Annotated in this window: 13 protein-coding genes; 2 read left to right on the top strand and 11 right to left on the bottom strand. The window is 41.2% G+C overall.

The features are described from left to right. The 9 genes from FY557_RS00125 to FY557_RS00165 all read right to left on the bottom strand — a co-directional run bounded on the left by FY557_RS00125 (nucleotide 1) and on the right by FY557_RS00165 (nucleotide 15,813). Nucleotides 1-612 (bottom strand): response regulator transcription factor, encoded by a 612-nt coding sequence (locus FY557_RS00125; RefSeq protein WP_149245270.1) that lies wholly within the window; start codon nucleotides 610-612, stop codon nucleotides 1-3. After that, a complete protein-coding gene (locus FY557_RS00130) occupies nucleotides 609-3,512 on the bottom strand; it encodes a sensor histidine kinase (RefSeq protein ID WP_185151622.1) in 2,904 nt (967 codons plus the stop codon). The genes FY557_RS00125 and FY557_RS00130 overlap by 4 nt, the downstream gene beginning before the upstream one ends. Before the next feature lie 421 nt (nucleotides 3,513-3,933). Beyond that, nucleotides 3,934-5,349: an MFS transporter gene (locus FY557_RS00135; RefSeq protein ID WP_149245272.1), complete on the bottom strand. Its 1,416-nt coding sequence runs from the start codon at nucleotides 5,347-5,349 to the stop codon at nucleotides 3,934-3,936. After that, a complete protein-coding gene (locus FY557_RS00140) occupies nucleotides 5,349-5,861 on the bottom strand; it encodes a nuclear transport factor 2 family protein (protein WP_149245273.1) in 513 nt (170 codons plus the stop codon). Before FY557_RS00140 ends, FY557_RS00135 begins: the two co-directional genes overlap by 1 nt. A gap of 66 nt (nucleotides 5,862-5,927) precedes the next feature. Then, nucleotides 5,928-7,787, bottom strand: a complete 1,860-nt coding sequence (locus tag FY557_RS00145) for a glycoside hydrolase family 13 protein (protein WP_149245274.1) — start codon at nucleotides 7,785-7,787, stop codon at nucleotides 5,928-5,930. Nucleotides 7,788-8,018: 231 nt separating this feature from the next. Further along, on the bottom strand, nucleotides 8,019-10,175 hold the full coding sequence (locus FY557_RS00150; RefSeq protein ID WP_149245275.1) for a glycoside hydrolase family 97 protein: 2,157 nt from the start codon (nucleotides 10,173-10,175) through the stop codon (nucleotides 8,019-8,021). A 78-nt stretch (nucleotides 10,176-10,253) separates the two neighbouring features. Beyond that, entirely contained in the window at nucleotides 10,254-11,363 is a 1,110-nt protein-coding gene (locus FY557_RS00155) for a SusE domain-containing protein (protein WP_149245276.1), read from the bottom strand. A 20-nt stretch (nucleotides 11,364-11,383) separates the two neighbouring features. Next, nucleotides 11,384-12,943: a RagB/SusD family nutrient uptake outer membrane protein gene (locus tag FY557_RS00160; RefSeq protein ID WP_149245277.1), complete on the bottom strand. Its 1,560-nt coding sequence runs from the start codon at nucleotides 12,941-12,943 to the stop codon at nucleotides 11,384-11,386. Nucleotides 12,944-12,954: 11 nt separating this feature from the next. Continuing rightward, on the bottom strand, nucleotides 12,955-15,813 hold the full coding sequence (locus FY557_RS00165) for a SusC/RagA family TonB-linked outer membrane protein (protein ID WP_149245278.1): 2,859 nt from the start codon (nucleotides 15,811-15,813) through the stop codon (nucleotides 12,955-12,957). A 334-nt stretch (nucleotides 15,814-16,147) separates the two neighbouring features. Here FY557_RS00165 and metG point away from each other — a divergent pair, with 334 nt between their 5' ends. After that, nucleotides 16,148-18,184, top strand: a complete 2,037-nt coding sequence (gene metG / locus FY557_RS00170; protein WP_149245279.1) for a methionine--tRNA ligase — start codon at nucleotides 16,148-16,150, stop codon at nucleotides 18,182-18,184. Nucleotides 18,185-18,219: 35 nt separating this feature from the next. After that, nucleotides 18,220-18,906, top strand: a complete 687-nt coding sequence (locus FY557_RS00175) for a hypothetical protein (RefSeq protein WP_149245280.1) — start codon at nucleotides 18,220-18,222, stop codon at nucleotides 18,904-18,906. On the opposite strand, the gene FY557_RS00180 is transcribed toward FY557_RS00175, so the two are convergent. Together FY557_RS00180 and FY557_RS00185 are read right to left on the bottom strand one after the other, a co-directional pair. Next, a complete protein-coding gene (locus FY557_RS00180; protein WP_149245281.1) occupies nucleotides 18,879-19,583 on the bottom strand; it encodes a class I SAM-dependent methyltransferase in 705 nt (234 codons plus the stop codon). The genes FY557_RS00175 and FY557_RS00180 overlap by 28 nt on opposite strands. 168 nt (nucleotides 19,584-19,751) lie before the next feature. Beyond that, on the bottom strand, nucleotides 19,752-20,210 hold the full coding sequence (locus FY557_RS00185; RefSeq protein ID WP_228451652.1) for an adenylate kinase: 459 nt from the start codon (nucleotides 20,208-20,210) through the stop codon (nucleotides 19,752-19,754). Nucleotides 20,211-20,336 lie beyond the last annotated feature (126 nt).

The raw sequence follows: 20,336 nt of genomic DNA on the forward strand, positions 1-20,336 counted from the left end.
TTAATTGATTTTTTTGTAGACTTTAAAAAGATCTATGAGATTATTAACACCTAACTTATTGTAGATCCTTTTCTTATAAGTGGCTACCGTACCTGCTTTTACATCGAGCGCATTGGCAATTTCAAGGTTTCCGGTACTTTCTACAAGCATATTAAAAACCTGAAGCTCCCGCTCCGACAGAATTTTTTCAGGGTCTTTTTTAGGCGGCCCGAATGAGATCTTCACCAAATTATCAGGATAATAATATCCTTGCTTATAAATAGATTCTACTGCTGCAATAAGCATTTCATCATTGCTGAGCTTATTAAGATATCCGTTTGCACCCTCCTGAATATATTCTAAGCCGATATGTTCATTATAAGAAGTAAAAACCATGATTTTAATATCTTTCCGGATCTGTTTAATCTCTTTGATCATGTCTTTATAAGTACTTCCTTCCATTTCAATATCGAGAATCAGCAAATCGAATATATCCTGATGAAGCTTTTCCTTCAGTTCGTAATAATTCTTTGCAAAATCAATATAAAGGTCGGGAATATGCTGCTTTAAAATCGCTTGCGTACCCACTCTAACGACTGAATGATCATCTGCTATAAGTATTTTTTTTTTCATCTACACTCATTAAAAAGTCTTATTCTCACTATAGTTCCCGAAGGTTCGTTTTCTGTAAAGCTGATTTCCGCATGGATCTTCTTGATCAGCTGAATGACCATATGTAATCCCAGACCATAATCTTTGAAGACAAATTTTTCGGTATCGGTACTGCTGAAAACCCCGGAATAATAGGTTAACTGTTCGCGGGACATTCCTTTTCCGGTATCTAATATAGTAATTTCTACTGCATTTCCTACTTTAACAACATGGATTTGAATGTGGCCCTGCTCTGTATTTTTTACTGCATTGTCCAGTATATTATGAATCACCGGGGCCAATATTTTTCTGCTGGTCCTTATTTTTATAAAAGCATCATACATTTTGATGATGGTAATCTTTTTTCTGGAAGCAATCGGCTCAAAAAGAAGCCTTTTATCATCCAGCAATTCACTTAACGAATATTCTTTGTCTTCGTTAATTTCAGTTTCTTTGAATAACTTCGTATATTCCTTCAGATCGGACGTAAACTTAAACAGCTGCTCTGAGGTTTTATAAATTTCGTTAAAATACTGTTTTTGTAATTCGGCGTCCTTTTCGTGATTAAGCTGCTGCGATATTGAAATGATAAACCGAATCGGTGTAGCAATGTCATGGCTTATGCTTTCCATAATTTTTTGCTGGTATTCGTATTCCTTCTGCAGTTTTGTTTCCGTAATCTTCAGCTTATGCCCTTCGATGCTGAGGTTTTTTTTCAGCTTACGGTTGATACTGATAAGATAATGCGCGTTGATATACATCATCCCGGCAATGAAAGCTATCAACAGTAGGATCATCAGTGTTTTAAATAGCCAGGTCTGATAAAACAATGGCTGTATTTCGATATGCATTTGCTTATAAGCAAAAACGCCTTGATCGGAAATTAAGAACCGGATCAATAAAGTATAGCTTCCCGGAGACTGCTCACTCAGCAAAAACGTGCGGTCTTCTTTTATCCTTTCCCATTCTCCGGGTCTACTGTTGCTGAGCCGGGCTTCAAGGTAAATATTCTCAACATTGTAATAATAGGGAAAATCCAGATAAATTTCAGCTTTACGGTAATCACTGCTGATGCGGAGCGTATCCTTAAAGGTTATTTTCTTGCCATCAATCTTAGCTCTTTCCAGGAAAAACTGATCTTTTTTCGGATAGTACGTTCTTGTGTCCCCAGGTTTAAAAAATACAAACCCTTCCATGGACGGAAATACTAATTTTCCATCGGGCAATGCCGTTCCGGACGGACTGGAGCTTCCGTTAAATTCATTACTGCGAAGCCCTTCTTCTTTGGTGAAACGATAGTAGGTAACCTTTGTCTTTTTACTGCGGGCAAAATTCAGCAGAGCCTGCCTTGAAACCTTGAAGAGTCCGTTGTTGGAAGAAATCCAGTAAAAACCTGAGTGATCCTGCAACAGATGATGCGCATTGGCCAGGTAGCTGTTCCGGTCATAAGGCATTTTAATGAGGCGGTCGTTCTTTATCAGGAAAAAGCCTTTGTTGTAAGTCGTCAGCCAGAAATTTCCGTCTGCTGTCTGCTGAATTTCCTTTACCGGCAGATCTGCACCAAAATGTTTGATCAGGGTATGATCCGAAAGCGATAAAAGATAAATTCCGTTTCCGGTACCTACATAAACGGTGTTCCTGTTCCGTTTCTTGACGAAAACAATCGGTGATCTGAAACTGTATATTTTTTCCGGATTATTAAAATAATCATTATCAAATACATATAGCTCATAATAACGGTATCTGAGATCTGCCATACTAACAGCGAAATTCTGATCAATTTTAAAAACCGCATCAACATTCCGGCCCGGAAAACTTAAGGAATCATGCTTCTTATATTTTGAAGCGGAGTATCTTCTGTGTATTTTATTGAAATCAACATATAAAATGTTACGCGAACGGTCATAATCAATGAAACGCCTGTCATAATTAGGATTGGCGGTAAAGAGTCTTTTCACGTTCTCCTGACTGTATTCAAATCCGTTTTTTGTGATTACCGAGCTTTTACTGTACGGTAAAGCTTCGTACACCACTTCACTGGTAAAAGGAATTTTTTTCTGGGGAATATAAAATGCAGACAGCCGGATTACCTGAAGTCCTTTGATAAGGCTTCCCAGATAAAGCTGCCGGGATTCCTCATCATAAAACAGAGACGATAAAAACTGTTTATCGACGTCATCATATTTCAGAAGAAACTGAAGGGCCGGTTCATCATGAAGCATCTTGCTGTAATAGATATTTCCGCTGTTGATAACCAATACCTGTCCGGTTCCCTGGTGCCAGTAGATTTTAGAATGAGGATCGTTAAAAAGAGACGGCCTGTTATCGTAGGAGATTTTACCTTCTTTCAGAATTAGCGTCCTGCGGTTCTGCGGATCCGGAAGATAGATGGTATTGCCGAAAGCATAAGCATTTTTCAGTCGGTTGAAGGGAAAGCCCGGAAAAATGTTCTTATCAGGCTTACCTATTCTTCGATAGATGATATTCTGATTATCGAAAAGATAGGTTGCAGCATCTGTTTTTACATAATAACAGTTGGTTTCAGGAAAAAATTCGCCGCTAGGCCGGTTCTTGTAATACCTTTTATATTGCTTTCCTCCATGCATGTAAAAGGTCTTTTCTGCATTGTCTTCCGGAAGTACTTTAACGGTTCTGTCTGCGATCAGGACACAATTTTCAGCATTGTTGTTAAAGCAGATAATGGCATTTGTTTTTGTTTTTAAAAAGTTTTCAAAAGACAGATTTTTAGTATTGATGTTATTAAAAGGAATAAGATTTTTCCCATCGTATCTTACGATGCCACCATCGGTTGACAGCCACAAAAAACCGTACCGATCCTTGATGATATCTTTGACCCCGTTTTGAGGAAGGCCGTTATCCATGTTATAAAAAACAGAATTGAAATTTTGAGCTGGAAAAAACAGGGAAAAGAGCAGAAGTATACAGTACCAAAATTTCATTAGAGATAAATAACCATGCTTGTTTTATTCTGCAAATATAGGCAAACCGTTTCTTACAGCCATTAATAATCCAATAGCAATAACTTCAATTTTTAAGTAACATAGGATAAAATTCTTTTAAATTATATTTAAATAGAAATTTAAAATATTTCTTTTTATTTTAAACGTATATTTTTCTATGAGTGATTTACACTTTTCATAAGATTAAAAGGAGTCGATGATCAGACCTCATGCCCTTTCAAATCCATTTATCCAGAAGTCTGATAATCAAAAGAGGCCGTCTCAGTTTGAGACAGCCTTGTATTTTTAAGATTCACTGGTATCAATAACAGATGATTTTTAATTAGAAATGCACCTGCTGGATTTCCTCTTCAATTTCTTTTGGGGTTTCCTCTTCGGATTTAATGAAAACAAGGGTTAGGACAGCACCCAACAGCATGCAGATGCCTCCTACAACGACGTAATCGATGGCCATTTTTCCGAATACGCCGCTGACGATCGGTCCGCCGAATATCCCGTTGATGATCTGCGGGATAACAATGAAAAAGTTGAAAATCCCCATGTACACGCCCATTTTTTTCTGCGGGATCACTTCGATCAGCATCGCGTATGGCATTGCTAAAATACTTGCCCAGGCAAATCCGAGTCCGACCATGGAAATCCAGAGCAGCCCGGTGTCTTTGATGAAATACATCAGGATAAGACCGGTTCCCCCGAATGCCAGTGCCAGAGCGTGGGTCTGTTTCTTCCCGAGCCATTTCGCGAGCGGCGTCAGGATAAAGGCAAATGGGATGGCCCACAGGTTGTACATCCCGAAGAGCTTCCCGGTAAGGTCGCCCGCATCATTGAAGGCTTTTGAATGGGTATCGTCCGGCGACAGTCCGAAATGGTGGGTCGCCAGGGCACTGGTGGTGAATACCCACATGGTGAAGAGGGCAAACCAGGAAAAGAACTGTACAATTCCGAGCCTTTTCATCTGAGCCGGAATATTGGAGAAATCCTTGAAAATATCCATGAACTTGGAAGGCGGCGCCACGTCCTTTCCTCCTTCGAAAGCAGCAAATTCTGCCGGGGAGTATTCTTTGGTGGTGACAATGGTATAAATGATGGTCAACAGAAGAAAACCTGCTCCTACATAAAAAGAGTAAATTACATTATCTGCTACAAAACCTGCTGCCGCTTCATTTGGAACACCGAGCTGCGTCAGCCAGTCCGGCAAGTAAGAACCGATGACCGCTCCGATCCCGATCAGGATGGTCTGCACTGAAAACCCGATGGTTCCCTGATGCTTCGGCAGCATATCCCCGACCAGTGCCCGGAACGGTTCCATCGCCACATTGATGGAAGCATCCATCATCGCCAGGAAAATGACGGCCAGGAGCAATACGTTGGCTGCCATCATCTGCGTCGCCGACGCTGCATTCGGAAGCATCACCAGACCGATAGCACACAGGACGGCCCCGATCAGGAAATACGGTTTTCTTCTTCCGAGCGGGCTCCAGGTGTTGTCGCCCATGTGGCCGATAATCGGCTGAACGATCAGTCCCGTCACCGGAGCGACGAGCCAGAACCATGACAGCTCATGCACGTCGGCCCCGAAATTGGCCAGGATCCGGCTGGCATTTCCGTTCTGCAGCCCGAAAGCCATCTGGATTCCCAGAAATCCCATGCTCATGTTGATGATCTGAAGCATGGATAAATCGGGCTTTTTCACTTTCCCGGATTTCCCGGAATTGTGATTTCCTGTCATTTCTGCCATTATTTTTTCAGCTTTTGAATTAATGCTTCTTCAATCGGCGCCTTTTCGGCAACGACTTTATCCACGATTTCATTCGGAACGGTCATGGAAAGAACGTACTGCCTGATTTTCCACTGCCCGTTGATCTTTTCCACTACCCCCGAACCGCGGCAGATTTTCATCTGGGTATCGAGCAGCTCATCAAACCAGGCGAGCTTTCCGTCTTTGCTGAACCAGATGTTTCTTTTCAATGAGGTGAAATTCCAGGTGGATTTTTTGTCGAAATACGGTTTTGCCCAAATCTTAAAGGCTTTTTTGTCCCAAACTTCCGTAGCATCAGTTCCGATGAAGGTGGATTCGTCTGCGAAATAATTAAAGTAGGTATTGAAATCGGCTTTTGCAGCGGCAACGTTGAAGCCGTCGAGCATCGTACCGATGGCCGTTTTTTCATTTTCAGTTTTTGTCTGGGCTGAAACGGCTGAAAAGCTGAGCATCATCAGCAGAAAAGTAAAAAGTATGGTTGTCTTTTTCATGTTGGATTGTTTAATAAGCTAAGAGGTTTTGAAACCTGTTGATTTTTATATTGTTTTTAAGATTTATCAGTGCTTCAATTCAATGACCATTGAGGTTTTGGCAGGAATGACGAAATCGGTTTTTACGGAAAATTCTTTTCCGGAAACAATATCTTTTCCTGTTGTAAATGGGTACAGCGATTCTGCAAAATGTTTTACGCCGACGGTTTTTTCCTGGTCATTGTTATTAAGAATTACCATGACACTTTCTTTTTCATTGTATCTGAAATACACAAAGACATTATCCTGAGGAACGAAATTTTTGGTTTTCCCGGTATGGATGACGTCCTTTCCTTTTCTCCAGTTCAGCAATTTCTGGGTGAACTGATAGAATTCCTTTTGTCCGGCGGTCTGTGATGACGGGTTAAAGGCATTTTGCTGATCAGTTTTCCATCCTCCGGGAAAATCCCTTCTGATGTCAGCATCGCCGCCTTTGTTTTTATCGCCCCGCATTCCCACTTCGGAACCGTAGTAGATCTGGGGAATTCCGCGGACAGTTGAAATAATAGTCATTGCCATCTGATAGGCTTTCGGATCGGCATTAAAGATCTCATTCCAGCGTTCGGTATCGTGGTTTTCGAAGAAGACCATGACGTTGTTGATGTCCGGATAAAGGAAATCGCTGGCGAGGCTGTTATAAATCCTGTTCATCCCGCTGTCCCAGCCGTCTTTTTCCCGGATGGCTTTGGGCAGATCTCCGTAGAGCATAAAATCCATTACGGACGGAAGGTTGGAATTGTAATGAGCCGCTTCCCCGGTCTTGGAATCCTTCTGCCATGCGGAGATGTAGGCCGGACTGCTTAGCCAGGTTTCCCCGACGATGTTGAATTTCGGATATTCATCGGTGATGGCTTTGGCCCATTGAGCCATGGCTTCCTTATCGTTGTACGGATACGTATCTACCCGGAATCCGCCGAGTTCGGCATATTCGATCCACCAGATGGCATTCTGGATAAGGTATTTCAGCACCAGCGGATTGCTTTGGTTGATGTCCGGCATGGTGGTATCAAACCAGCCGTCGAGTGCTGTCTGCCGGTCTGTTTCCGAAGCATTGGTATCAAACTGCGTGGTTGTTTTATAGTTGGAACGTTTAAAGCCTTTTTCTTCGTCGCTGAAGGTATGGATCCAGTCTTTGGTCGGCAGGTCTTTGATCATCCAGTGGGAAATCCCCCAGTGGTTGGTCACGTAATCCATCACCAGCATCATCTTCCGTTGGTTGAGCTTTTGGGACAGTTCCCGGTATTCTTCGTTGGTACCGTAGCGGCCGTCGATCTTATAGAGGTCGGTCTGGGCATAGCCGTGGTAAGAGTAGACTTTTTCGTTGTCTTCATTCACCGGGGTGAGCCAGACGGAGGTGGCCCCTAAATTCTGGATGTAATCGAGATTGCTAATGATGCCCCTCAGGTCTCCGCCGTGGCGGCCGTTGGGAAGGCTGCGGCTGGCTTTTTCCGTAAGATCCGGCCGGGAATCGTTCTTTTCATCACCATTGGCGAAGCGGTCCGGCATGATGAGGTACATCACATCTTTTGAGGTGAAGGACTCCCGGCCGGCAGAATCTGGGTTCCGCTGTTTCAGTTCATAGGTGTAGGCACCTACTTTTTTCCTGCCGTTTTTAACGGTGATATTGAATTTCGGAACGTTGATTTCGTTGGTATTGACCGTTACAAAAACGTAATTCGGGTTTTCGACTTTGCGGATCTCTTTGGCCTGGACACCGTCTGAAAGTTCGATTTCATTATTGGCGATGTTTTTTCCGTAGACCAGGATCTGAAGTTCCGGGTTCTTCATTCCTTTCCACCAGAATGCCGGTTCCACGCGGTCCAGCGCTTTCTGGGAAAATGCCAGGGACGCCATAGATAACGCAAAGGTGATGTATATTTTTTTCATATTTATTATTCTTAAATCAGCGTTGATTTGGAAATACCACTGATTTTTTATTTTCAGTATTCCGGAAGTGATCCGGATGTACTTTTCACAAGGGTTTCTTAAAAGCTCTCCGCCCATAGCCCCGATCGCAGCGGTTACCCCACAGCGGGGCTGGCCAGGCGGCGGCGCGAGGAGTATGAGCGGAGAGCGGGAAAAGCTCCTGAAAACTAGGATCTTCGGGAGGCTTCCGTTTTATTTCACCGGCTTCGCAGAGATGGCAAAACCACCGCTTCTCGCCATGCTGATCCTGATCTTAGACTTGTTAGTGACCGTCTTTTTGTAAATATTGTAGCTCTGAGGGTTGTTGACGTAATCCGCATCTTTTCCGTCTTCATATACCGTTACTTCATATTTCCGGCCTTTGTCGAGGAAAGAGAAATCCACGGTGTACTCGCGTTTGTTTTCATCGGTAATTCCACCAACAAACCAATCTTCGGTACCTTTGGCTTTCCTGGCCGTGATGATGTAGTCTCCCGGCTCGGCAGATAAGATTTTGGTATCGTCCCAGTCTGCGGCAACGTCCTTGATAAACTGGAAGGCATCCATATGCCGTTTGTAATTTTCCGGTAAGTCGGCAGCCATCTGCAACGGCATATACATCACCACATACAGGGCCAGCTGTTTGGCCAGTGTGGTTTTAACGAAACGCTTGTCACCAGGGAAATAGTAATCCAGTTTGGTCTGGAAGATTCCCGGCGTGTAATCCATCGGACCGCCCATCCAACGGGTAAACGGAAGAATGGTCTGGTGGTCGGGATTGTTTCCGGCAAAGGCCTCGAATTCCGTTCCTCTGGCTGCTTCAGCAGAAATCCAGTTCGGATAGGTCCTGCTCTCCCCGCCCGGACGAACCGATTCGTGGGAATTGACCATGATTTTGTATTCATTGGCTTTTTCCGCGATCCTGTAATAATGATTGATGGTCCACTGGGAATAGTGGTGCTCGCCTCTTGGAATGATATCGCCGACATAACCGGTTTTTACGGCGTCATACCCGTAATCATTCATGAGTTTGAAAGCTTTGTCCGCCCAACGTTCGTAATTGGTGGCGGAACCGGAGGTTTCGTGGTGCATGATGAGCTTCATGCCTTTGGAATGGGCATAGTCGTTCAGCATTTTGAGGTCGAAATCAGGATACGGCGTAATGAAATTGAAAACGAATTCCTTGGAATGCCCGAACCAGTCTTCCCAACCCACGTTCCAGCCTTCGATCAGTAAGCCTTTAAAGCCGTTTTCCGCAGCAAAATCGATATACTCCTTTACTTTCGTATTGTTGGCGGCGTGTTTTCCGTTTGGGGTAAGCTTGGAGAAATCCGTTACGCCGATGTGAACGTTTTCCGCCGTGGAGTACGCCCATTGGGACTTTCCTATGATCATTTCCCACCATACGCCCATGTATTTGGTCGGGTGGATGTAGGAAGTATCGGTATATTTGGTCGGTTCGTTGAGGTTAAACATCATTTTGGAGCCCAATACCTCTTCCGCCTTCGGGGAAACGATGATGGTTCTCCACGGGGAAACAGAGGAAGTCTGGATATAGCCTTTCGCGCCCTGCCGGTCCGGTGTTAAATGGGTTTTAAATTTGAAATTCACGGCATCCACTTCGAGGTTGGAAGCCGGATAATCCAATACAGCAGCTTCCCCAAGATTAACATACAATGATTCTTTGCCTTCCTTTTTCAGCATCAACGGCGACTGTACCGCATTCCGCACCATCTTCTGGGAGGCGTTGCTGTCGAAAGAGTTCGGCCATCTCGCCGGGATTTCGGAGATTTTTGTGGTCTGCGGCTGGTATTCCTGGGAATCGTAGTCTGCAGCAATCCACCACGCTTTCATATCGGTCGGGAAATCGATTTCGGAATCTTCTTCACGGATGACGAAATAGTTCAGGTTTTTCTGCTGCGGGAATTCGTACCGGAATCCAAGCCCATCATTGAACAGTCTGAATTTAACGACAATATCCCGATCGGTTGCATCCTGATGCAGTGTTACTGCCAGCTCGTTATAGTTGTTGATATAATTTTTCTTTTCGCCCAGTACCGGCTGCCAGGTTTCGTTTTTAGAATCCCTGGTTTCCGCTTTTTTGGAAAATCCGTTGTTCAGATCAAATTTGGTGTCTTCCGGTTTGGCAATCTCAGAGGCGAATTTAATGGCCGTATCCTTGAATAACCTCAGCCCCAACCTGGAATCTTCCACCACCACTGCTCCATTGTATTTCAGGTTGTAATACGGTACGCCCTGTTTCAGCTGGAAATCCATCCGGAACTTTCCATCCGGCGACTGTAACGTCTGTGCGTTCACTCCTGCAAACATCATTGAGAACAAGACTGCCCCCATCGTAATTTTCTTCATAATGACTATTTATACGCTTTAAAAATAAAGAAAGTGCTGCCGATAAGCAACACTTTGCTGTTTTAAATTTGTTATATGTTACAATTTTGTAACGGTCAGTTTATAATAACCTGAATTGTGTAAATCCAATTCGATTTTATAATTTCCTGCCTGTGAAACTTTATAGGCCGGATCTCCGGTTACAGTACCTTCCGCACTCATGAACGATTTAACGGCTGCTCCTGAAACCAATGTCTGATCTGCACTTTCCGGCTGGAACTTCATTGCCCAATCGTCATTGGCTCTGAACTTAAATACACCTGAAGCAGTAAGTGCAATTGAGTTGATGACATACGTCTTTGTTGCTGGATTATAGATAAGATCTGTGTCTGAATTCCAACCGGTGGGCGTAGCATCCCCAATTACTCCAAAGTTGGCAATTACGGAAGAATAGGTATTTAATCCCCAGTTTACATTAACATAATAAGTTCCGGCAGTAAGTGCTTTAATATTATCACCGTCCGCTTTAAGCTTACCGGTTTTAGTACCATCATCTCCTTTATTTCCCGGCCAGTCTTGGTTGATGGCGAACTTATATTCGCTGTTCGGACTGGTTACGTAAATAAATCCTCTGTACTTATCATCTTTTGAAGGTGAAAATAAGTTCGGGGAATTGCCGGGAGTCCAGTCTGCATATCCTGCTGCTCCGGCATATCCTCCAGGAACATTAATTTTTGGATAGATCAAATCAGGATTTGGTGTGTAACCCGTGATGTTAACCGCGATAACATTAGAATAATAAGCTGTTGTAGAGTTCAAACTTGATTTTAATCTTACTTCAATCGGTTTAGCAACATTAGGGACAACATTCAATGTCGATAAGATGACATTCAGTTGTAAATGGGTTAAAGAAAATGTTTTCTGATCCATTGAAACAGGCTGGCTTGCAACAGAAGCAAAATTAGTTCCTGCTACTGCAAACTCTACTGTATTGGAAATACTTATATTTGGATTAAATGTGGGATTACTGTACGTAAATGTAAGTGCAGACTGATCAGCAATCGTTTCATTAAGCGTTACTGCTGTTTTATTTACTGAAAGACTTCCTGCCGACATATTATCAAGGGTTACCTTGTCATCATCTTCTCTACATGAAACTATAAGAAAGCTTATAATTCCCAACAGAAATATTTTTAAAATATTTTTCATTTTTTAGATTGATTTAAAAATTAAAAACCAGGATTTTGAGTAAGATTAGGATTTGACTGAAGTGCTGAACTCGGTATAGGAAACACTTTGTAGTTATCCGAAATAGAAGTTCCGTTTTTCACCCCTCCTTTCCATGGCCACAAATAAGATCCTCCTGTAAATTTTCCGAATCTGATGAGATCCTGTCTTCTCATTCCTTCAAAGTTCAGTTCTCTTGCTCTTTCATCCAAAAGATTATCAAGGGTAAGTGTTCCTAATGGTAATGCGGAAGATCTGGCCCTTACCTGATTTACATAAGTCAGACCTTGAGCAACGGTAGTTCCGGAAGCTCCTCTCAATGCACATTCAGCATACATCAGATAAACATCTGCCAGTCTGAATAATGGAAAATCTGTTGAGGAATAATCTGTTGCGCCTCCTGTTCCATTAGAATCCTTATTCCAGAATTTATCTGAAGGCAATCCGTCAGTCCATGCTTTATAGTCGTTCATTTCCCAGTTATGCCCCTGGGTCCAGAACAGTTTTGCCCTTTTATCAGGACTGGCCTGAAGATCGGCAATACTGTTTCCGAATAAGCCGTACCATGCTTTTGTAGCCCTGTGCCCGGCCCAACCCTGTTTGGCACCAAAATCCGCAGGAACCATGGTATCGGTACTAATGCTCCCGTTAACCAAATAAGTGGTATTCCCAAAACTCTGGCTGGAAACGGCATCTGCAATCAGAGGAAATATGATTTCTTTGGAAGTATTGTTATCCGATGAGAAATTCTTTCTTACATTAGATTCCAGCTGGTAACCTCCTTCATTTATAATTTTATTAATGTAAATAGCTGCATCGTTATATCTTGCTGTACCTGTATAGACTTCTGCATTCAAATATAATTTCGCCAGCAACATTCTAGCACATGATTTATTTGCCCTGCCATAAGAATTAGTCACCGGTAAAGTTGCCTCTACAGCCAATAATTCACTTTCGACAAAATTGAATAAATCTTTTCTGGAAGATTCAGGTAACGGTGTGGAAGTATTAAAATTCTGATCATTTACCAATACACCCTTACCAAATAAGTCAATCAGATAATAATAAGATAAAGATCTTAAAAATCTCAATTCGTCGACTACCTGATTTTTATTTGCATAATTTACCTGATCACTCTTCATGATAAGAATCAGATTGGTTGCCTGTGGAACCGTATAATAAATCCTGTCGTATACATACTTAAAAAACTTATTGCTTGAGGTCCAGTTTGCCGTTGTCGTTAACTGATCCAGTCCATTGTCTCCCCACCTATTTTTCATATCGTCTGCGGTAAAATCCTGTAAGTTTACCAAACCTCTTACAAAGGGCGATTCTCCGGGATCTGCTCCTGAAATATCAGATTTATCGGGTCCTTCCACACTTGAAAGAGCAAAACTTGCATATAATCGTGAAAGCAAACCTTCTACAGCATTAGGATCTGCTGCCAAAAGATTTTCTAAAGTCTGTTCTACTTTCGGCTGTGTATCGAGATCACTTATACACGCAGTATTTACCGCAAGAAATGTTAAAAGAGCCAGTACTTTATATTTAGTATTTTTCATTTTAATATTTTTTAGAAATTAAAGTTAAATCCGACAGTATATGTTCTTGGTCTCGGATAAAAGTTATTATCAATCCCCGTGAAATTTTCAGGATCCTGTCCTGTATAATTGGTCCAGGTATATACATTATTTACTGAGGCGTATACTCTTACGTTTGTACTTTTAAATATATTTTTAAATAAATATCCAAGCGTGATGTTATCCAGCTTTAAGAAAGAAGCATCTTCAAGGAAGTAATCCGATAAATAGAGATTATCCGAAATGGTAAATGGTGAATCTGCCGTAGAAGCCAATGTATTATTTAAATTCAGAGAATTTGAAGGAATGGTATAACTCTTTAATCCCTGTGCAATTTTTCTTGTATTATAAATAAGACCTCCGATCTGTCCGCGGAATGCAGCATTAAGATCCCAGTTTTTATAATTGAATGTTGTACTGAATCCATATGTCCATCTTGGTCTTATCGCTTTAAAATACCTGTCATTTTCATTGATGATACCGTCGTTATTACGATCTACATACACATTATCAAGTGGTTTTCCGTTGGAATCATAAACCTGTTGCAGCACCCAAGCTGAATAAGGCTGTCCGCCTACCACATTGGTTGCCAGTTTAACGCCCGTTCCTACCGGCAAGGTGCTATCTAAAACCTGTATATTGGTAACATCTCCTAAATTTACAACCTTGGAGTCGTTATATCCAAAATTTCCTGATACAGACCAGCTTATATTTTCGGTTTTTACAGGAACGACCGCTAAATTAAGTTCAACACCTTTATTCTCTATAGAACCAACATTTGTTGTAAATTCATTCGTTAAACCTTGTCCTGGTGGCAATGTAACTTTTGCCAGAAGATTAGTGGTTTTTCTTTGATAAATGTCGACACTACCAGATATTCTTTCCTGTTTGAAAAATGAGAAATCTATTCCTCCATTCCACGTTTGTGTAGTTTCCCATGTCAGATTAGGATTAAAAGGCAATGCACTATATGTACCTACCCCCGGAAAATATTGAGAATTGGATCCTCCAATGGAAAAATAAGCACTGGAAGGATAAAATCCTGCAACACCAACAATATCAGCATTTCCTGTTCTCCCCCATCCTAGTCTTAGTTTAAGATCATTTACATTTGCAGATTCTTTTAAAAAGTCTTTGTTAACCTTCCAAGCAAAACCAACTCCTGGAAAATAGCCCCATCGCTCACCTTTCTGAAATAATGAAGAAGCATCTGCCCTGAAGTTCAGGGTAAATAAATATTTATCATAAAAATCTATATTTGCTCTTCCGATAAAAGACTGTAAATTTAAAACATTATAATACCTGTTATTAGGATTCAAAGCCGTTCCCGGATTTGGAACCCTCAGACCGGAAGCATCATCATATCTGTATTGATCTTTATATCCGTCATTTTTAAAATTCTGATAGGAATATCCTCCCTGAACAAGGAAATGAGAGAGAAACCCCGAGTATTTTTTTTCATAGACTAAATAGGCATCCATTGTCTGATTGACTATACTTTGATGTTCAGCGTAGTCTACTCCCGGACTAAATACATAATCATTCGGCATAACAGAATTTTGCGGGTTTCTGTATGTTGCAATAGCATTATTATTATAAACGGTTTTCAAATTAGATCTGGAAGCTTCCAATCCTAAATTTACTACCGCTCTCAAGTCGGGTAAGAAATGAAATTTATAATTGATTTCCGCATTACCTAAAAACTTAGAAATTCTTTGTGGGGATTGTCTCTGCAGAAGGATTGCCAACGGATTGCTTTGTCCCTGAATAAGATACTGATTTCCTTTTAATACAACATTCTGGTAATATCCTCCAAATCGGTCATAGGGCTGTCCGGTTAAACCGGCATCAGATGCATAAACCGGCAAAGTAGGATTCATATTCAACGCTCCGCCAATCGCTCCGCCATCATCGATAGCATTCAATTTTGAAAATAAACCTTTTAAACTGAAGTCAATTTTTAAATGATTATCGAAGAAACTTGGTGTGATATTTAATCCTGCAGAAAATCTTTCATAATCACTTGTTCTTACGACACCTTCCGTTCTGTTATATCCCAAAGATAACCGGGTAGGAACTTTATTGAATAGACTTCCCGAGACACTTAAGTTATTATCTGAAGAAACAGAATTTCTATAAATTACTTTCTGCCAGTCCGTATTATATATTCTTCCAGGTACTGTTTTATTATTAGGATCTCCGCCAACTCCTAAAAGATAATTGAAGTTTGGATAATTTTGATTAATAAAGCTTGTAAATTCACTGGCATCCATTACATCAATATATTTACTGACCGTACCTACGGAAACATTAGTGTTTAAGCTTACCCTTAGCTTTCCTCCTCCTCTTTTTGTTTTGATAATAATAACCCCATTAGAACCTCTGTTACCATAGATGGCTGTGGCCGATGCATCTTTCAGAATGGAAAACGATTCAATATCATTCGGATTAATTAAATTTAAGGGATTAGCCACTCCAGCAGGATTGTTAGTATCGAGAGGAACTCCGTCAATAACAATCAGTGGATTATTATTCGCGCTAAAAGATGACCCGCCTCTGATCCTTATATTAGGAGCAGCATCAGGCGAACCTCCCGAACTTGTAATTCTTACCCCCGGAGCTTTTCCTGCAATCAGCTGATCTGCAGAAACAATCGCTCCTTTATTAAATTCTTTTTCAGAAACAGCAGTAATGGCACCGGTTAAGTCAGATTTTTTCTGCCTTCCATAACCGACCAGGACCACCTCATCAATCTTTTTCTCCTTGGTTGTAGAGTCCGTTTGTGCATGGACCATTGCACTGGCCAATAAGAAGGCAGGCGCAATTTTTAATACCGTTGTAAAATTTTTCACAATATTATTTTTATATAGTTTCTTTGTAGTTATTTTCAGCCAAAAGGCCTGATGCAATTTATAAAAAAAATAGAATTAACTTAAATTTAATAAAAATTTAGATAAATTTATGTAAATTTAAAGCGTTAATTTAGTTAAATTTTTAATTAACAATCAGTTACCTTAAAATATGCACAGCATACCATTGGTAAAATTTTAACCAAAAGTTAAACATTCGTTTAACTAAATGTAACATTTCCACCTGTTCAGTTGTTATATAAAGCCTTAATTGCGTAATCTTGCTGACTTTCGATGATTATCCTTATCTTTGCAATTCAAAAAAACTTTACTATAAATGTCAAACAGAAAGATGATTACGGCGGCTTTGCCTTATGCAAACGGACCGGTTCATATCGGGCATTTGGCAGGGGTTTATATTCCTGCGGATGTATATGCAAGATTTCAGAGAAGATCAGGGAAAGACGTTGCGTTTATCTGTGGTTCGGATGAACACGGAATCCCCATTACCATAAGAGCTAAGAAAGAAGGGGTAACTCCTCAGGATATTGTTGATAAATACCACGGGATCATCAAAAAATCCTTTTCGGATCTTGGGATTTCCTTTGATGAATATTCCAGAACGACGTCTGAAAAGCATTATGAAACCAGTCAGGACTTCTTTAAGGTGCTTTACGAAAAAGGCAAATTTACTGAAGAGATGTCTGAGCAGTACTTTGATGAACAGGCCGGAGAATTCCTGGCCGACCGTTATATCGTAGGAACCTGCCCGAACTGCGGCAACGAAAACGCTTACGGAGACCAGTGTGAAAAATGCGGTTCTACCCTTTCGCCTTCCGAACTGATCAACCCGAAGTCCATGCTGAGCGGAAATGTTCCCATCTTAAAGGAAACGAAAAACTGGTATCTGCCTTTAAATGAATATGAAGATTTCCTGAATGACTGGATCATCGAAGGCCATAAAGACGACTGGAAGCCAAACGTATACGGACAGGTAAAATCATGGCTGAATGACGGATTAAAACCTCGTGCCATGACCAGAGACCTGAACTGGGGGGTCCCGGTTCCGTTGTCTGGTGCCGAAGGAAAAGTATTGTATGTATGGTTTGATGCCCCGATCGGCTATATCTCCTTTACCAAAGAATGGGCGGAGAAAAACGGAAAGGACTGGAAAGATTACTGGCAGAGCGAAGAATCCGATCTGGTTCACTTCATCGGTAAAGACAATATCGTGTTCCACTGTATCATTTTCCCTTCGATGATGAAAGCTCATGGCGAGTATATCATGCCGAAAAATGTTCCTGCATTTGAATTCCTGAACCTGGAAAACGATAAAATTTCAACGTCAAGAAACTGGGCCGTCTGGGCACATGAGTATGTGGAAGATTTCCCTGGACAACAGGATGTACTTCGTTATGCACTTCTGTCTTCCGCTCCAGAAACCAAGGATAATAATTTTACCTGGAAGGATTTCCAGACGAAGAATAATTCTGAGTTGGTAGGTATTTTCGGGAACTTTATCAATAGGGTTGCCGTTTTGATTCATAAATATTATGATGGAATTGTACCTGCAGGTGATGCAAATACTACTGAATTACAGGAAATTAATAAATCAGCTAAAGAAATTGCAGGCTTTCTTGAGAATTATGAATTCAGAAATTCTTTAACAGCTTTAATGAATTTAGCCCGCTTCGGAAACCAGTATCTTCAGAATGAAGAACCTTGGAAAACCATTAAAGACAGTCCTGAAAAAGCAGCAAACTCTTTATTTGTCGGGGCTCAGATTGCAGTGGCTCTGGCTCAGCTGTGCGAACCGTTTATGCCTTTCAGTTCAGAAAAATTGCTGAATATGTTTAATGTTCAGAAATCGGAATGGAATGATGTTGAGACAAAATCTGTTTTAATTGAAGCCGGACATCAGATTAACGCATCCTCTCTTCTTTTCTCAAAAATCGAAGACGACGTCATCGAAGCCCAGATCCAGAAGCTGGAAAATACCAAGCAAAACAATAAAAAAACCAACCCTAATGCCAACCCTATGAAAGACGAGATCACTTTTGATGATTTTACGAAAATCGACCTGAGAACAGCAACCATTTTAGAAGCTGAAAAAGTGGAAAAAGCCGATAAATTGCTGAAACTTACCGTTGATACAGGTGTTGATGTAAGAACCGTTGTTTCAGGAATCGCGGAAAGCTTTACCCCGGAAGAAGTGATCGGAAAGCAGGTGATGATTTTATTAAACCTTGCGCCGAGAAAGATCAGAGGCATTGAATCCCAGGGAATGTTGCTGTTGACCACAAAACCGGATGGAAAACTGTCTTTCGTAACACCGGATGACAGCAATGTAGAAAACGGAATCGAAATCGGATAAATTTTTCATTATTATATCTTAAAAATGGGCAGTGATTGCCCATTTTTTTATCTGCTATGGTACAGAAAAAAGTTTTACAAAAGCTTACAAACCCGGAACTCGAGCGGTACTTACGGGAAGACAGCCGGTTTACACCGGAGGCGGTTTACCTGGCTGCTGAAATTCTTGAAGAAAGAGGCAGGATATTTACGGATAACGAAAAATCATGTACCCGGGAGCTTATCAGAAAGAAAAAGGAAACCGAAAATCATAAAAGACTGGAGCAGGAAGAACTACAGAAAGACCACATTACTGAAGACCCCGGGGCTATCCGGCTGCACTCCAGAGAAGTGATTATGTTTTCCGGCCTCTGTTTCGGGTTTATCTCCGGGGCTGTTCTTCTCAGCCTGAATCTCTTCAAACTGAAAAAATACAGGGAAGGTGCCGGTGTTATTTTCCTTGGCATTGCATATACCGTCATCCAGTATTTCGGAATCCTATTCATATATGAGACAAGAACCACCGGAGAAACAAAGGTTTTCAACCGGAGTCCTGAATTGTTATTTGCCGTTACGGGATTTTTACTGCTCTATCTCCTGTGGATAGAAAGTATAAAAAAACTTCCTTACCGTAAGGATTCATTATTAATCCCTGTTATCATCGTACTGTTATCCGTTTTTCTGAGTTACATGAATTATTACGGGTACTCCCCATCTTATCTCTTCGTTATTTTGGCCAGATAAGAATCCTCTTCCTGCAAAACTTTTTCAATCTTAAAGCCATTATTTTCAGCTGCATTTTTCAGGGTGTTGAAATCAAGATACAGCCATTTGATCGGGTCTTCGGATTCGCCTTTGTAATGAACAATGTAATCCAGCTCACCGTAATAGCCTTCTGCCGGAATATAAACCCCGCCATCCTCATCGGCATCAAACATATATAAAATATCGGTACTGTCGATTAAGATCTGCCCTTTGGCATTCAGCAGATCATATAATTTTTTTAGGTAAATGTCGATCACCTTAAGGCTCTGGAAAATCCCCGTTCCATTCATTAATAAAAGGATGGTATCAAAAGTTTCTCCTGAAAAATACAGCATATTTTCGGCAACCGCTTTTTTAACGCCTCTCATTTTGCAGACTTCAATGGATTTTGGTGAAATATCCAGTGCGGTAACGTCCAGATTTCTTTCATTCTGAAGATACAATGTGTGGGAACCGGCACCCGCTCCGATGTCAAGGACTTTTCCTTCAGCCACGTCCAGGGCTTTCTGTTCGAGCTTGTTCATTCCGTCAAATTCACGGAACAGGTATTCTACCGGCAGTTCATCCAGCTCGGAAATGGAAGTTTCAGTCTGGAGGTCCTCCGGATTTTCGTTGTGGTAATAATCCCGGATGGCCTTGCCCATTATATCTTTCATAGTTTCATTTATTGGTGCAAAGATACTGTTTGCCATACAAAAGTTTGCATTTCTGTCTCAGATATATTATCTGCTGCTGTATTTCATCTCCTTCTTTCCAGCTTCCAGAGCCGATAATATTTTTTCAATTCGCCAAAGGACGTAAGACATAAAAGAGGCAGTCCGGTTTCACAGATCAGCTTGCCGTAATTTTTCCCTGTTTCTAGGTGCTTTGAAAACGATATACTTTATCAGCTGCCAGCTGAACTGCTGCTCAGCGCCCGGAAGATTTCCGGGATGGGAAGCCGAACTTTTCAATGTTCTCAATAGATACCGGAGAATGGAACCCGGGACATTAAAATCAAGCCAGATTACTACCGTGGCATCTGTGAATCTTTCCTTCATTAAAAAACTGTAATTCCCTTCAATAATCCATTCCCTGTTTTCTTTGAGAAACTCAGCATGATCTTTTCTGAATAGTTCTTTATTCCTCAGCTGCCAGTTGGTTCCGGGTATATGGGCAAGCTGATCCAGGTGACAGACCTTCACCTGTAATTTTTCACCCAATGCTTTAACCAATGTAGACTTTCTACCCGAACTGGGTCCGATAATACAGATCTTCCTGCCTAAATCTTCTAAAGGTATCATTTGAAATAAAAATATGAATGCTAGATCTGCAAAATTAAAGGTTTTAAAGTTATAAGCCTTTTAAATTTAACCATCCTGAGTGTCAGCATCAGAATGAACAAAACCTTTAGCAAAATAAATCTGATC

The sequence above is a fragment of the Chryseobacterium sp. SN22 genome (assembly GCF_008329705.1).
GTDB lineage: Bacteria > Bacteroidota > Bacteroidia > Flavobacteriales > Weeksellaceae > Chryseobacterium.